The sequence below is a fragment of the Nocardia sp. NPDC050717 genome, assembly GCF_040654275.1.
Taxonomy (GTDB): domain Bacteria; phylum Actinomycetota; class Actinomycetes; order Mycobacteriales; family Mycobacteriaceae; genus Nocardia.
Map to the genome: position 1 here is coordinate 114347 of NZ_JBFAHR010000009.1, position 15122 is coordinate 129468.

The window sequence follows — 15122 nt, forward strand, 5'->3', positions numbered from 1 at the left end:
GGCGGATGCGAAACGAGGGTGCGGGCCTGGCGACCCTGCTCGCGCTGGCCGACTCGCGCCTGCCGATCGGCGGGCACGTGCACTCCGGTGGCGTCGAGGAAGCGGTGGCGTCGGGTCTGGTGCGTGACACCGGCGGTGTCGAGCTGTATCTGCGGCGGCGCGTCGCGACCTCGGGGCTGGTGGCCGCCTCGCTCGCGGCGGCAGTGTGCGCGGGCACGTTGACGCCCGAGCGTGCCGAGCTCGAAGCCGACGCCCGCACGCCGGCGCCCGCCGCGCGCGCCGCCTCGCGAGCGCAGGGCCGCGGCCTGCTGCGGCTCGCGAAACAGCTGTGGCCGCACCACGACTGGACACGCGCCGGTGCGCGACCGCACCTGTCGACGGTGTTCGGCCTGGTCGGCCGCGCCTGCGCGGCGGACCCCGAGCAGCTCGCCGGGGTGGTCGTCTACACCACGCTGACCGGCGCCGCCACCGCCGCGCAACGACTGCTCGCCCTCGACCCCGCCGCCATCGCCGACGCCACGATCCGCCTCGCGCCGCTGTGCGACGCGCTCGCCGCCGAGGCCGCGGAGGGGCTCGCCGCGCTGTCGGACCCGCTGCAGGACGCCATGGCCGAACGTCATCTGCTGCGCGACATGCCGTTGTTCGCCTCCTGAGCACCCGAATCCCCGTCCCCACGAGAAGGAGTACCCATGCCGCCCCATCTGATCGATGGCGAACCGCACTCGCACAGCCACGACCGGCCCAAGCGTCACCGCGCGCCGGGTGAGGCGCTGCGGATCGGCATCGGCGGCCCGGTCGGCTCCGGCAAGACCGCGCTCGTCGCCGCGCTGTGCAGGCAGCTGCGCGACGAACTCTCCCTCGCCGTGCTGACCAACGACATCTACACCACCGAGGACGCCGACTTCCTGCGCCGCCACGCCGTGCTGCCCGACGAGCGGATCACCGCCGTGCAGACCGGCGGCTGCCCGCACACCGCCATCCGCGACGACATCACCGCCAACCTCGACGCCATCGACGACCTGGTCGCGGCCAATCCGCCGCTGGACCTGATCCTGGTGGAGTCCGGCGGCGACAACCTCACCGCCACGTTCTCCTCCGGCCTGATCGACGTGCAGATCTTCGTCGTCGACGTCGCGGGCGGCGACAAGGTGCCGCGCAAGGGCGGACCGGGCGTCACGTTCTCGGACCTGCTCGTGGTGAACAAGACCGACCTCGCGCCGATGGTCGGCGCCGATCTCGGGGTGATGGAGCGCGACGCGGCCAAGGTGCGCGAGGGTCGCCCGACCGCCCTGGTGTCGCTGACCGACGACCCGGCCGCCACCCCCGTGCTGGCCTGGGTGCGTGAGCAACTGCGCCTCGTCGCCGAGCAGGACGCGGCCACCGGCGTTGCGCACTGAACTGAGCATTGTCGCTGCCCCGGGCAGGCTGCCGCGCATCGATGCGGTCGGCGGCCTGGCCGGGCGGTACACCGGCGCCGACACGGTGCACCTGATCGGCACCGCCGCGACCCCGCTCGGTGGTGACGAACTCGACATCCGCGTCACCGTGCTCCCCGGCGCGCGGCTGACCGTGCGTTCGGTGGCGGCGACGATCGCGCTGCCGAGCACCCGCACCCCGCTGTCGGTAGCGCACTGGCACTTCGAGCTGGGACCGGGCGCCTGCCTCGACTTCGACCCGGAACCGACCATCGTGGCCGGGGGCGCCCGGCACCACACCGTGACCACGGTGCGGCTGGCACCGGACGCGCGGCTGCGGCTGCGCGAACGCGTGCAAATCGGCCGCAGCGGCGAGGACGACGGGGGCTGGCGCGGTGACCTGATCGCCGACCTCGACGACGTCCCCCTGCTGCGGCACCGGCTCGAACTCGGCGCCGGGTCGCACACCGACGACCGGCTGCGCGCGCCCCGCGCACTCGACAGCGAACTCGTCTACCCCGACGACCGGCCCGCCTGGACGGGCGGTGTCGACGCGGTGCGGCTGCCACTGGCCGCCGGGGGATCGCTCGCGACGCGAACGGCCATCCGGCTCGGCGCCGCGGAACCGCACGCCGCGGCACCGGCGGTCGCCGTCGGCTGAGCGGCGAAAACAACAGTGGGAGCCGGTATTCCGGCTCCCACTGTCGTTCCACGGAGATCAGGCGCTGACGAGCTCCGCCTGATCGGCGACCGACTCCGGCGCGGCGGCCCGCGGCGGCGTGAGGAAACCACTGGCCGCGCCCACGGCAGCACCGACTCCGGCGCCGACGACGGTCGCGGGCACCGACACCGCCATGTAGCCGGCCATGCCGCCCAGGATCGGACCGGCGACCAGCCCGACCGGCAGGAACGGCACACCGGCCACGAGCCCGGCGATCGCGCCGCCCGTGCTCGCCGCCATCGCGAACGGGATCGCCACCGTCGACCCGACCACCGCGCCGCGCGCCGCGCTGCCCAGGGTGGAGGCCGCGATGTGGTCGGAGCGGCTGCGCTCGAGCCCGACCGAGTCGAGGAAGGTCGCCAGGTTCGCCTCGGTGTTGGCCGCGGCGTCGTTGATCTGGATCGACGTGTCCACCGGAACGAATTCGGGCACCGGGACCTGCTGGTCACCGAAGCGGAACTGCCCCGGCGGCGGCAGGATCGGCGGCACCGGCGCGACCGCGGTCGGTGCGTGCAACGTGCCCACCGGAGACAGGTAGTCCGTTTCCGGGCCGGTGCGCGACCACTGCAGCGAGCTGCGCGTGTTCTCCGGCATCTGCTTGCCCACGTAAGGGGTGGCATTGGGTGCCACCGCGTCGAACTCCGGCCCGGCCGGTTGATCGTGCTGGGTCACCGCCGCCTGCGCGGGATCGGCATTCGCGGTGCCCGTGCCGATCAGGGCCATGACCAGGGGTACCGCTCCTGCCGCGACGACCGAACCCACCTTCTGTCGCTGCGGGCTCGGCGCCCTGTGTTTCCCCGTCGCCATAGATCACCTTTCATCCAGGGGATTGGTCACACATATGACCTCCGACATTCGGACCGGTGCCGGAGACGGATGGGTCCGAAACGGGAACTGGCCGGAAAGGGATCGAGGTGCGGAAACGCCGACGGCCGGGTGGTTCGAAAACCACCCGGCCGTCGTGACGATGTGTCAGCCGACTTCGCGCTGCGGGCGCGCGCCCGCCTTCGCGTTGCCGGGCGGCGCGCCGAGGGCGGCGTGCAGTTCGTCGGCGTCCTGCTGATCGGACTGCACCTCTTCGATCGCCAAGCGGGCGAAGACCCACTGTTCGGTGGCGGCCATCTGCCCCCGGTTGCGGCCGAGGAAGGACACGAACCAGCCGATCACCGTGACGATCCGGCTGCGGTAGCCGACCAGGTAGTACAGGTGCAGCGCGAGCCAGGCCAGCCACGCGATGAACCCGCTGAACTCGAACTTGCCGATCTGGCAGACCGCGTCGAAACGCGAGATCGTGGCCATCGAGCCCTTGTTGAAGTACTTGAACGGCGTCCGCTGCTCGGGGGTCTGCCCCTTGAGCCCGGCCTTGATCGCCTTGGCCGCGTAGGTGGAACCCTGGATCGCGCCCTGCGCCTGCCCCGGCACCCCGGGCACCGACATGAGGTCGCCGACCACGAACACGTTCGGATGCCCCTTGACGGTGAGGTCGGGCTCGACGACGACGCGCCCGGCCCGGTCGACCTCGGTGCCGTCGGAGCGCTCGGCGATCATCTTGCCCAGCGGGCTGGCCTGCACACCGGCCGACCACACCTTGCACGAGGACTCGATCCGGCGGGTGCTGCCGTCGGCGTCCTTGACGACGACGCCGTGCGCGTCGACATCGGTCACCATGGCGTTGAGCTGGATCTCCACGCCCATCTTCTCGAGCCGCTTGGCGGCCTTGGCGCCCAGCTTCGGGCCCATCGGGCCGAGCACCGCGCCCGCGCCCTCGAGCAGGATGACGCGGGCGTCGCGCGGGTCGATGGTGCGGAAGGTGCCGTCGAGCGTGCGGTCCGCCAGCTCGGCGATCTGCCCGGCCAGCTCCACGCCGGTCGGGCCGGCGCCGACGACGATGAAGGTGAGCAGCCGGTCGCGCTCCTCCTGCGTGCTCGCCAGCTCGGCCTGCTCGAAGGCGCCGAGGATGCGGGCGCGCAGTTCCAGCGCGTCGTCGATCGTCTTCATGCCGGGCGCGAAGGTCGCGAAGTGGTCGTTGCCGAAGTACGACTGCTGCGCGCCGGTGGCGACGATGAGGCTGTCGAACGGGGTCACGGTGTCGCGGTTGAGTAGTCGCGAGGTGACCGTCTTGTTCGCCAGGTCGATGTCGTGGACGTCACCGAGCAGCACCTGGGCGTTCTTCTGCTTGCGCAGCACCAGCCGGGTGGCGGGCGCGATCTCGCCGGTCGAGAGGATGCCCGTGGCCACCTGGTACAGCAGCGGCTGGAACAGGTGGGTGGAGGTCTTGGAGATCAGCGTGATGTCGACGTCGGCCTTGCGCAGATGCCTGGTGCCGAACAAGCCGCCGAACCCGGAACCGATCACCACCACACGGTGTCGCTGGTTCCCGACAGACTGAGTGCTCATCGTCCTGCTCCTCGACAGACTGGGGTGGCCCCGCAACGGTGGTGACAGGGATTACCGTAGTCGGCTCCGGAGGCGACGTCGCCACGAGATCCCGGATCCGAACGACAAGATCGACAATACGGGACGGGCGAGTCAGCGCCCGGCAAGCAGAATTCTGGCGACCTCGGTGTCGGTCTCCGCGCCCTCGGTGTATCCGCCCTCGGCGCCGAGCGCGTTCATGATGGCCAGGGTGTAGCGCTCGCCGTCGCCCGCGACGCCGACCGAGTTCACCACCCAGCCGTCGGCCTCGGCCGACCAGCCGTTCTTCAGGCCGGGCCGCATGGCCGAGCCCGCGCCCCACACGCCCCAGTGCTGGTTGGAGTCGACCGAGCGCATCCGGTCGAGCAGGTAGGCGAGGTCGTCGGGGTGCATGGTGTCGAGGATGGTGTTCATCAGCCGGTCCAGGTCGGCGGCGGTGCACTTCTGGAAGGACCAGTCGGGGAACATCGCCGAGGTCGTCGGCTGCGGGATCAGGCTGACCATGCCGTAGCCGCGGAACGCGTTGTTGTAGGCCATCCGGTCGAAGCCGATGTACTTGTTCCACAGCACGTCGGTGGCCTGGTCGTTGGAGGTGGCCAGCATGGACTCGATGTTGGTGCGGTCCTCGGGGGACAGGCCGATGGCGCCGACCCTGGCGCGGTTGAGCAGGTCGGCCGCGATGGCCAGCTTGATCGTCGACGCGGTCCACACCTGGTTCTCGGCGTGCTCGTTGGCGTAGGTCCCGCCGGTCTGCCGGTCGCGCAGCACGTAGCCGACGACGCCGGGACGGCCCGCGAGGTAGGAGTTCACCCGCGCGATCCGCGCGTTCATGTCGCCGTCGAAGCCGGACACCTGGGTGAGCGCCGGGGGCGCGGCCTCGGCGGAGGCCGACAGCACGGGGACGCCCGGGGTGAGGACGCCCGCCGCGGCGAGGAGACAGGCGGTCGCTGCGACCCGGGTGACGACACGGGAGGAAGAGGAACGGTCACGCACGAGGGACCACCCTGGCACACCTGAGGCCGCGGCGCACTACTCCGGTCGAAATTCGGTGGCAAGCGCCGTTGCGCCACACGGGTTTTGCGGTCAGTGGTGCGCGGCGTGCGGCGTCGCGATCGGACAGCCGTTGAGGCGATGGCAGTGCTCGAACGCCTCGCCGTGCTGATCGAGCGGCCAGGTGTGCAGCACCGTGTCGGCGCCGTAGCGCCCGCGGTTGATCAGTTCCCAGCGGTCACCCACGCGACGGACGACGAAACCGCCACCGGGAACCAGAGGTATCACCTGCGCGATCATCTAACCGGACCAGCCTTTCGCCTGCGGCCGAACTGTCCCACCCGAACGGCAACGATCTCACGGGCGATTTCCGTGGCCCGGTCGACGCGGCCGGTAACGCGTTGCAGTGTGGCCTATTTCACTCGCCCTGTGCGGTGGTGGCGGCGGGGCCGCACGATTGCGGGTCGATCGCTGGGCGTATAAACGACGGATGCCGTTGCACCTCCATCGCGCCGAACGCGCCGACGCGCTGGCCGACGGACTGGGGAGTTTGCTCGGCGGCGCACCGGCCGACCCGTTCACCACCGAGGTGGTCGCCGTCCCGGCCAAGGGGATCGAGCGATGGTTGGCGCAGCGCCTGTCGGGTGTCCTCGGGGTGGGCGCTCCCGCCGGCGCGGGTGAGCCACCGGGCGGTGGCTCGGGTGCGGGCGACCCGGCCGCCCGCGCGCAGGCGGCCGACGGGGTGGTGAGCGTAGGGCGCGGCATCCGGGGACCCGGCGACGGTATCGCCGCCAACATCGTGTTCCCGGCGCCGGCCGCCCTGGTGGCCGAGGCGCTGTCGGCGGCGAGCGGGGTCGCGCCCGAGGACGATCCATGGGCGGGGCAGCGGCTGGTGTGGACGCTGCTCGGGGTGATCGACGAGGTCGCGGGGGAGCCGTGGGCGGCGGTGCTGGCCCGGCATCTCGGGCTGCCCGGTGACGGGCATCGCGTCGGCCGCCGCTATGCCACCGCGGCCCATCTGGCGGCGCTCTTCGACTCCTACGCCGCCCAGCGGCCGCGAGTGCTGCTCGACTGGACCGCCGGTGCGGACACCGACGGCGCGGGCGGGCGGGTCCCCGACGACCTCGCCTGGCAGCCCCGGCTGTGGCGGGCGCTGCGCGCCGCGATCGGCTCGCCGAGCCCGGCGGAACGACTCGCGGCGGCCTGCGCGCGGCTGCGTGCCGAGCCGGGCTCCGTCGACCTGCCCGACCGGCTGTCGGTCTTCGGTCTCACGCGCTTGCCCGCCGATCAACTCGCCGTCCTCACCGCCCTGGCCGAACACCGCGACGTCCACCTGTGGCTGGCACACCCCAGCCCGGCCATGTGGGCGGCGCTGTCGCCGTCGGCGAGCGACCCGGCTCTCGATGACGGCACCCAGCAGGCCACGCCGGAGCGAGCGGACGCCTCGCCGCGATCGGGGGCGCACGACCGATCGGACGCCGACCGCGCCGCCACGTCGCCAGGCTCGTCCGGCGACGACCGAACGCCAGGGTCCTCGCTCGTCGGGCCGGTGCTTCCGCGTGCGGCGGACACCACGGCCGACCTCGTGCGTCACCCGTTGCTGGCCGGGCTGGCAAGGGACGTGCGGGAATTACAGCAGCGGCTGAATCCCGTGCTGGACAGCGAGACCCACCTGCCCGGCGTCCCGATGCCGGCCTCCCTGCTTGGCGCGGTGCAGGCGGCCATCCGGGACGACCGGGTGCCCGAGCCGGGGGCGCGACCCGACGGCACGGTCGAGGTGCACGCCTGTCACGGGCCCGCCCGGCAGGTCGAGGTGCTGCGCGATCTGCTGCTGAGCGCGTTCGCCGCGGATCCCGAGCTGCAGCCGCGCGACGTGCTGATCATGTGCCCCGATGTCGAGGCCTACGCCCCGCTGGTCCGCGCCGCGTTCGGACAGCGCGTGCCGGGAGCCGTGGATGTTCCCGCGGCGGGCGAACATCCCGCCCACCAGCTGCGCGTGCGGCTCGCCGACCGGGGGCGCGCGGTGACCAACCCGATGCTCGCTGTCGTGATCGACCTGCTGGAACTGGCCGACGGTCGCGTCACCGTGACGCAGGTGCTCGACCTCGCCGCGAGCGAGACCGTCCGCAGGCGGTGCGGCTTCGATGACGACGACATCGAGCGGTTGCGCGAATGGGCGGCCGAGTCCGGCGCGCGCTGGGGCATCGGCCTGCGCCAGCGCGAGGCGTTCGGCCTCGCCGACTTCGCCCAGAACACCCTCAACGCCGCGGTCGACCGCATCCTGCTCGGCGTCACCGCCGACGAATCCGGGGACGACTGGCTCGATCTGGCGCTGCCCCTCGACGACGTCGACTCCAACGACGTCGACCTGGCGGGCCGGTTCGCCGAGTTCGTCGACCGGCTGGCCGTGTGCCTGCGCGACCTGCGCGGCCCGCGTCCCGCCGCGGAGTGGACGGCGGTGCTGCTGCGCGCGGTCGACCTGCTCACCGACGTTCCCGACGCGCACTCCTGGATCAGGACCGAGGCGCGGCGCGAGATCGTCGCCGCCACCGAACACGCGGGCGCGACGCCGCTGCGCCTCGCCGACGTCGCGGTCCTGCTCACCAGCCGCCTGGCGGGTGGGCCGGGCCGCGCGAACTTCCGCACCGGCGAACTGACCGTGTGCACGCTGGTGCCGATGCGGTCGGTGCCGCACAAGGTGGTCGTGCTGCTCGGCCTCGACGACGACGTCTTCCCGCGGCCGGGCTCGGTCGACGGCGACGATCTGCTGGCCCGCGACCCGCTGCTCGGCGAGCGCGACGCCCGCAGCGAAGACCGCCAGCTGCTGCTCGACGCGATCATGGCGGCGGGGGAGAAGCTGCTCGTGGTGCACTCCGGCGCCGACCCCGTGACCGGTGCCGCGCGCCCGCCCGCGGTGCCGGTGGCCGAGCTGCTCGACGTGCTCACCGTGCACGTCGGCCGGGCGGCGATGGACGCGGTGCGGGTGCGACATCCGTTGCAGGCCTTCGATCGCCGCAACTTCGACCCCGCGCGGCCGCGCAGCTTCGACACCGTCGCCCTGGCCGGCGCCAGGGCCGCCGCCCGGCCTGCCCGGCCCCGGCCGCCGCTGCTCACCGAACCGCTGCCCCCGGCGCCGCTCGCCGATGTCGCGCTGGCCGAACTGATCGCCTTCGCCGAACACCCGGTGCGGGCCTTCCTGTGGCAGCGGCTGGGACTTCGGGTGCCCGAGGAGTCCGAGGACATCGCCGACCAGCTGCCCATCGAACTCGACGGGCTGGCCAAGTGGGATCTCGGCGAGCGGATGCTGTCGGCGCGGCTCACCGGCGCCGACCCGGCCGGGCTGCGCGCGGCCGAATGGCGACGAGGCACGTTGCCGCCCTTCGGTTTCGGCGCCGCGGTGCTCGACGAGGTGGAGAGCACGGTCGACACCATCGTGCGCACCGCCCTGCCCGACTACGAGGCGCCCGCGCGGGCCGTCGACATCGCCATCGACCTCGGCGGCGGCCGCACCCTGTCCGGCACCGTCCCCGAGGTGCGCGGGGAGACGCTGGTGCGCACGACCTACTCCCGGCTGGCCCCGAAACACCGGCTGGCGGCCTGGGTGTCGCTGCTGGCGCTCGCGGCCACCGAGGACCGCTCGTGGCGGGCGATCAGCACCGGGCGCGGACAGTTCCGCAGCAGGCCGGTGGCACGCTCGGTGATCGTGGCGCCGGAAGCGCCCGCCGCGCGGGAGATCCTGCGCGATCTGGTGCGCTCGCGCGACGAGGGGCTGCGCGCACCGCTGCCTGTGGCGCCCGCCGCCACCGCCGCCTACGCCGAGCGGCGCTTCCGCGGCGACGGCGTCGCCGACGCGCTGCTGGCCGCCGAGCACGCCTTCGACGGCGGTCCCAACGGTCCCGACAAGTTCGGCGACCACACCGATCGCTACCTGCGCTACGTGTGGGGCCGCGCCCCACGCTTCGGCAGTCTCGCCGCGGAGCAGGCCAGGCCGGGTGAGCCGGAGAGCACCCGCTTCGGCGCGGTCGCGCGCCGCTGGTGGGGGCCGCTGCTGGCCGCCGAGAGTCAGGGGCAGCCGTGACCGGGACCGTGACGGCACCCGCCGCCTTCGACGCCGCGGGCACGCTGCCCGAGGGCACCACCGTGCTCGAGGCGAGCGCGGGCACCGGCAAGACCCACGCCATCGTCGGCCTCGCCGTGCGCTATGTGGCCGAAGCGGGCATCGCCATCACCGAATTGCTGCTGGTGACGTTCAGCCGCGCCGCCACCCAGGAACTGCGCGAACGCACCAGGGACCGTTTCGTCACCGTCGCGACGGCGCTGGCCGACCACGACCTCGCGCGGGCCCATCCCGACGAACTGGTGCGCGCGCTGGCCGCCACCGATCCCGCGACGCTGCGGCTTCGCAGGCACCGATTGCTCACGGCCCTGGCCGATTTCGACGCGGGCACCATCGCCACCACGCACTCGTTCTGTCAGCGGATGCTCGACGAACTCGGGCTCGCGGGCGAACACGATCCGGGGGCCCGGCTGGTGGAATCGGTCGACGAGCTCGTCGCCACCGTCGCCGACGACCTGTACCTGGCCCGCTACGCCCGCGACCGCGCCCCGTTCACCCTGCGCGAGGCGCACACCCTCGCCCTGGCCGCCGTGCACGACCGGCACGCCGAGCTGGCCCCGCGTATCGAGGGCGCCGCGGGCGAGCGGGTGGCCTTCGCGACCGCGGTCCGCGCGGAGACCGAGCGCCGCAAACGCCGTGCGGGCCTGCGCGATTTCGACGATCTGCTGGTGCTGCTGCACGACGTGCTCGCCGACCCGGACCACGGGCCGCGGGCTTGCGCGCGGATCCGGCAGCGCTACCGCGTCGCCCTGGTCGACGAGTTCCAGGACACCGATCCGCTGCAGTGGGACATCCTGCGCCTGGCCTTCCACGAACACGCCACCCTGGTGCTGGTGGGCGATCCGAAGCAGGCGATCTACGCCTTCCGCGGCGCCGAGGTGCTCAGCTACCTCGACGCGGTGGCGCACGCCCAGCGGCGCAGCGAACTGACGCGGAACTGGCGCAGCGACGCCGGTCTGCTGCGCGCGCTCGATCATCTGTGCGGCGGCGCGGAACTGGGGCATCCCGAGATCAGCGTGTACCCGGTGACCCCGACCCGGCCGGACACCCGCCTGCACGGCGACCCGGCCGTGATCACGCCGCTGCGGGTGCGGGTCCTCCCGCGCACGGGGGCGGGCCCGCGGAACCGGTCGGGATTCCCCTCGGTCGGCAGGCAGCGGGCCAAGGTGGCCGACGATCTCGCGGCCGACATCGTCACCCTGCTCGAATCCGGAACCACCATCGACGCCAAACCCGAACGCGGCGCGGATCATTCGCTCGCCGAGGCGGGCGACGGCCGGGTCCGCAGGCCGATCGGGCCCGGCGACATCGCCGTGCTGGTGCGCACCCGCACCCAGATCGACGTGGTGCGCGCCGCCCTCGACCGGGTGGGCGTTGCCTCGGTGCTGGCGGGCGGGACCAGCGTGTTCGCCACGGCCGCCGCCACCGACTGGCTGTGGGTGCTGCGGGCGCTGGAACAACCGCATCGCGGCGACCGGGTGCGACTGGCCGCGTGCACCCCGATCCTCGGCGTCACCGTCGCCGAGATCGACGCGGGCGGTGCCGATCTGGTCGGCCGGGTGTCCACCCAGCTGCGCGAGGCGGCGCGGCTGTTCGGCCGCGCCGGGTTCGCCGCCGTGTTCGACAAGCTCGCCACCGACACCGATCTCGCGCCCAGGCTGCTCGCGGTGGAGAACGGCGAACGCGAACTCACCGACCTGCGCCACCTCGCCCAGCTGCTCGACGAAGTCGCCCTCGCCGAGGGATTGGGGCTCACCGCGCTGACCCGCTGGCTGGCCGACCGCGTCCGCGACCCGGAGGCGGGCAGTGTCAGCGGCCGCAGCAGGCGCTTGGACCGCGACGCGGCGGCCGTGCAGATCGCGACCGTGCATGCCAGCAAGGGACTCGAATTCCCGCTCGTCTACGTGCCTTTCGCGTGGGACAGTGCCAAGAACCCCTATCCGGCCACGCTGCTGTTCCACGACGACAACGGCACCCGCGTCCTCGACATCGGCGGCAAGGAGGCGCCCGGCTACGGCGAGCGCCAATTGCGGTGCGAGGCCGAGGAATCGGGCGAAGAGCTGCGGCTGCTCTACGTCGCGCTGACGCGCGCCATGTGCCAGGTGGTCACCTGGTGGGCGCCCGCGGTCACCACCGGCGCGGCCCCGCTGCACCGGATGATGCTGGGGCGCAGGCCCGGCTCGGCACAGGTCCCGCGCCGCGCGGAGATTCCGGCGGATACCGCCGCGGTACAACGGATCACCGAGTGGGCCGCGCCCGCCGCCGAGGTGATCTCGGTGACCGCCGTCGACCGTCCCGACGATGTGGCGCCCCGGCGGGTCCGCGCCGAGCTCCCCACCGGTGAGCTGGCCGCGGCCGACTTCACGCGGTCGCTCGACCAGCAGTGGCGGCGCACCTCCTACTCCGCGCTCACCGCGGGCGCCCATGACAGTTCGGGTGTCACCGCGGAGGAACCCGAGGACGGGCCGGGCCCCGACGACGAGCCCACCGAGCCGCCGCTGGACGCCCCGGTCGGCGGCGCGGCCGCGCCCTCGCTCATGAACGCCCTGCCCTACGGCGCCGAATTCGGCACCCTCGTGCACGGCGTACTCGAGACCGTCGACACCTCGGTGCCCGACCTCGCCGCCGAGGTACACGCCCGCTGCCTGGCCGCCGTCGAACACACCATGGCCGAACTCGAGGTGGACGTCCTGGCGACCGCCCTGCTCGAAGTCCTGCGCACGCCCGCCGATTTCGGCTCGCTGGCGGCGATCCCCACGCGGGATCGACTGTGCGAGCTGGAATTCGAGCTGCCGCTCGGCGGCGGTGACAGCCCGGCCGCGCGCCCGGCGAGCATGCATGCCGTCGCCGCGCTGCTGCACGAGCGGTTGCCCGCCGACGACGCGCTGGCCGGCTACGCCGATCATCTCGCGGCCCTGCCCGACACCGTCCTGCGCGGCTACCTCACCGGCAGCATCGACGCCGTGCTCCGGGTCCCCGACGCGACGGGCGGCCACCGCTACCTGATCGTGGACTACAAGACGAACCGGCTCGGCACCGGCGATCTCACCGTCGAGCACTACCGGCGCGAGCACATGGTCACCGAGATGATCCGCTCGCACTATCCACTGCAGGCCCTGCTGTACGCCGTCGCGCTGCACCGCTATCTGCGCTGGCGGCTGCCCGGCTACGAGCCGGCGCGTCACCTCGGCGGCGCCCGATACCTGTTCGTGCGCGGCATGATCGGGCCCGCGACGCCACCCGGACACGGCGTCTTCGACTGGCATCCGCCCGCCGAACTCGTTGTCGCCCTGTCGGATCTGCTCGCGGGCGGCGAGCGATGAGGGCCGGACGGGCGTGCGGCCCGGGCGGTCCGGCGTGGTCCGTCGGCGCGGTCATGCGGCGCGGACCGGTTCGTGGCGACGAGTCGCGCGATGTGCCGGCGCGCGGCCGGGTGGCGTGGACGGCGGAAGCGGGGTGTAGACGATGACGTCGATCCAGGTGGCGCAGCGCGGCACGGGGCTGCTGCGGGTGTTCAACGAGGCCGGGGTGCTCTCGGCCGCCGATGTGCACGTCGCGGTCCGGCTGGGGCGGATGGGCCGCGAGGACAGCGAGGACGTGCTGTTCGCGGCGGCGCTCGCCGTGCGCGCGGTGCGGTCGGGGTCGGTGTGCCTCGAGGTGGCGCGGATGCGCGAGATCGGCATCGATGCCGACGAAACCCGGGGTGCGGCACCGGGAATCGATCCGGCGACGCTGCCGTGGCCGGATGTCGATCGCGTGCTCGCGGCGCTGCGGCGCAGCCCGCTGGTCTGCGGTGGACCCGCCGGACCGCTGTGCCCGCTGCGCCTGGTCGAAGCCGACGCCGACGGGGGCGCACTGCTCTACCTGGACCGGTACCACCGGCAGGAGCAGACACTGCGCCGCGTGCTCACCGAACGCAGCGTCGATCACCCGGTGATCGACACCGCTCTCGTGCGCGCGGAGCTGGATCGGCTCTTCACCGATCCCCCGGGGGACGGTCCCGACCGGCAGCGGCTGGCGGCCGCGCTCGCCGCCACGCACTGGACCACCGTCGTGGCGGGCGGTCCCGGTACCGGCAAGACGCACACCATCGCGCGCATCCTCGCCCTGCTCACCGCCCATCGCCGGGCCACCCCGAAACTGCCCGCCTTGCGCATCGCCCTGGCCGCGCCGACCGGCAAGGCCGCCGCGCGATTGCAGGAAGCCGTCCGGGAACAGGCCGCCGAGCTGGGACTTCCCGAGCTGACCGCCGCCACCCTGCACCGGCTGCTCGGCTGGCAGCGCGGCCGCACCACCAGATTCCGCCACCACGAACACAATCGGCTGCCCTACGACGTGGTGGTTGTCGACGAGACCTCCATGGTGTCGCTGACGATGATGAGCCACCTGTTCTCCGCGCTGCGGCCCGACACCCGGCTGGTCCTCGTGGGCGACCCGGACCAGCTCGCCTCCGTCGACGCCGGCGCGGTACTGGCGGACCTGGTCGCCGGACCGATCGCGGCGGCCCCGAATCCGGCGCTGCGGGAACTCCTCGACGCGGACCCGGCGCCCGGGTCGAGGGAGGTCGTCGGTGCGACGGCGATCGATCCCGACGACCTCGTGCCGGTCGAGCACGGCCGGTCCGGCGCGACCTCGTCGCCCGTAGATTCCGCTGGGGCCCAGGATGTTTCGCTGGCACTGTCGCCGGTGGAACGGCGCAGGCTCGGCGGTGGGATCGTGCGATTGACGCGGGGGAGGCGGTTCGGCGGACGGATCGCCGATGTGGCTGTCGCCGTGCGCGCGGGCGACGCCGATGCCGCCCTCGCGATTCTGCGCGCCGGGGGCGAGGACGTCTCGCTGTGCGGGCCCGAGGACGTGGCGGCGGTCCGTGCCGATGTCACGGCGGCGGCGCTCGCGGTGACGGCCGCCGCCGAGGCCGGGGACGCCGTCGGGGCACTCACCGCGCTGGAGTCGCACCGCCTGCTCTGCGCCCATCGCCAGGGGCCCTTCGGCGTGGAACGCTGGGACCGGATGGCGGGGGAGTGGGCCGCCGCCGCGGGCGCGGGACCCGAAGGGCCGCAATCGGTCTGGTATCCCGGCCAGCCGCTGCTGGTGACCGCCAACGACCACGAGGCGCGCATCTACAATGGTGACACCGGCGTCATCGTGCGCCGTCCCGACGGGTCGTTGCGGGCGGCGCTGCAGCGGGGCAGCGAGCCCTACCTGGTGCACCCCACCCAGTTCCCGGCCGTGGTCACCGTGTTCGCGATGACCATCCACCGCAGTCAGGGCAGCCAGTACGACACCGTCTCGGTGGTGCTGCCCGAACCCGAATCCACGCTGCTGACAAGGGAACTGCTCTACACCGCGATCACCCGCGCCCGTTCGCACGTGCGCGTCATCGGCACCGAGGAGTCGATCCGGGCCGCGATCGGCCGCCGGGTGCTGCGGGCCAGCGGACTGTCCCGCGGCACCCCGGCGTAGC

At 73.2% G+C, this 15122-nt stretch carries 10 protein-coding genes; 6 read left to right on the plus strand and 4 right to left on the minus strand.

Annotated features, from left to right (window positions below):
* The first annotated feature begins 5 nt into the window (after window positions 1-5).
* From AB0H56_RS19315 to AB0H56_RS19325, 3 genes are read left to right on the plus strand one after another with little or no spacing between them, the layout of a single operon-like run.
* On the plus strand, window positions 6-653 hold the full coding sequence (locus tag AB0H56_RS19315; RefSeq protein WP_357164817.1) for an urease accessory UreF family protein: 648 nt from the start codon (window positions 6-8) through the stop codon (window positions 651-653).
* Window positions 654-689: 36 nt separating this feature from the next.
* Window positions 690-1397, plus strand: coding sequence for an urease accessory protein UreG (gene ureG, locus AB0H56_RS19320; RefSeq protein WP_357164820.1), 708 nt, complete (start codon window positions 690-692; stop codon window positions 1395-1397).
* On the plus strand, window positions 1387-2076 hold the full coding sequence (locus tag AB0H56_RS19325; protein ID WP_357164823.1) for an urease accessory protein UreD: 690 nt from the start codon (window positions 1387-1389) through the stop codon (window positions 2074-2076). The genes ureG and AB0H56_RS19325 overlap by 11 nt, the downstream gene beginning before the upstream one ends.
* Window positions 2077-2133: 57 nt before the next feature.
* Here AB0H56_RS19325 and AB0H56_RS19330 read toward each other — a convergent pair whose 3' ends face one another.
* From AB0H56_RS19330 to AB0H56_RS19345, 4 genes are all read right to left on the minus strand, one after another.
* Window positions 2134-2943: a hypothetical protein gene (locus tag AB0H56_RS19330; RefSeq protein ID WP_357164826.1), complete on the minus strand. Its 810-nt coding sequence runs from the start codon at window positions 2941-2943 to the stop codon at window positions 2134-2136.
* Window positions 2944-3108: 165 nt separating this feature from the next.
* Entirely contained in the window at window positions 3109-4533 is a 1425-nt protein-coding gene (locus AB0H56_RS19335) for an NAD(P)/FAD-dependent oxidoreductase (protein WP_357164829.1), read from the minus strand.
* A 132-nt stretch (window positions 4534-4665) separates the two neighbouring features.
* A complete protein-coding gene (locus AB0H56_RS19340) occupies window positions 4666-5544 on the minus strand; it encodes a tat pathway signal sequence (RefSeq protein ID WP_357164832.1) in 879 nt (292 codons plus the stop codon).
* 90 nt (window positions 5545-5634) lie between these two features.
* On the minus strand, window positions 5635-5841 hold the full coding sequence (locus tag AB0H56_RS19345) for a hypothetical protein (RefSeq protein WP_357164835.1): 207 nt from the start codon (window positions 5839-5841) through the stop codon (window positions 5635-5637).
* Window positions 5842-6031: 190 nt separating this feature from the next.
* Between AB0H56_RS19345 and recC the strand changes: the two genes are divergently transcribed.
* From recC to AB0H56_RS19360, 3 genes are all read left to right on the plus strand, one after another.
* Complete coding sequence (gene recC / locus AB0H56_RS19350) at window positions 6032-9619, plus strand: exodeoxyribonuclease V subunit gamma (RefSeq protein WP_357164838.1); 3588 nt, start codon at window positions 6032-6034, stop codon at window positions 9617-9619.
* Window positions 9616-12981, plus strand: a complete 3366-nt coding sequence (locus tag AB0H56_RS19355; RefSeq protein ID WP_357164841.1) for a UvrD-helicase domain-containing protein — start codon at window positions 9616-9618, stop codon at window positions 12979-12981. The genes recC and AB0H56_RS19355 overlap by 4 nt, the downstream gene beginning before the upstream one ends.
* Window positions 12982-13123: 142 nt before the next feature.
* Window positions 13124-15121: an AAA family ATPase gene (locus AB0H56_RS19360; protein ID WP_357164844.1), complete on the plus strand. Its 1998-nt coding sequence runs from the start codon at window positions 13124-13126 to the stop codon at window positions 15119-15121.
* Window position 15122: the final 1 nt, after the last annotated feature.

Coding starts and splice junctions, on each gene's coding strand:
- AB0H56_RS19335 (WP_357164829.1), bottom strand. CDS start 4,533: ATGAGCACTCAGTCTGTCGGGAACCAGCGACACCGTGTGGTGGTGATC.
- AB0H56_RS19315 (WP_357164817.1), top strand. CDS start 6: ATGCGAAACGAGGGTGCGGGCCTGGCGACCCTGCTCGCGCTGGCCGAC.
- recC (WP_357164838.1), top strand. CDS start 6,032: ATGCCGTTGCACCTCCATCGCGCCGAACGCGCCGACGCGCTGGCCGAC.
- AB0H56_RS19345 (WP_357164835.1), bottom strand. CDS start 5,841: ATGATCGCGCAGGTGATACCTCTGGTTCCCGGTGGCGGTTTCGTCGTC.
- ureG (WP_357164820.1), top strand. CDS start 690: ATGCCGCCCCATCTGATCGATGGCGAACCGCACTCGCACAGCCACGAC.
- AB0H56_RS19330 (WP_357164826.1), bottom strand. CDS start 2,943: ATGGCGACGGGGAAACACAGGGCGCCGAGCCCGCAGCGACAGAAGGTG.
- AB0H56_RS19360 (WP_357164844.1), top strand. CDS start 13,124: ATGACGTCGATCCAGGTGGCGCAGCGCGGCACGGGGCTGCTGCGGGTG.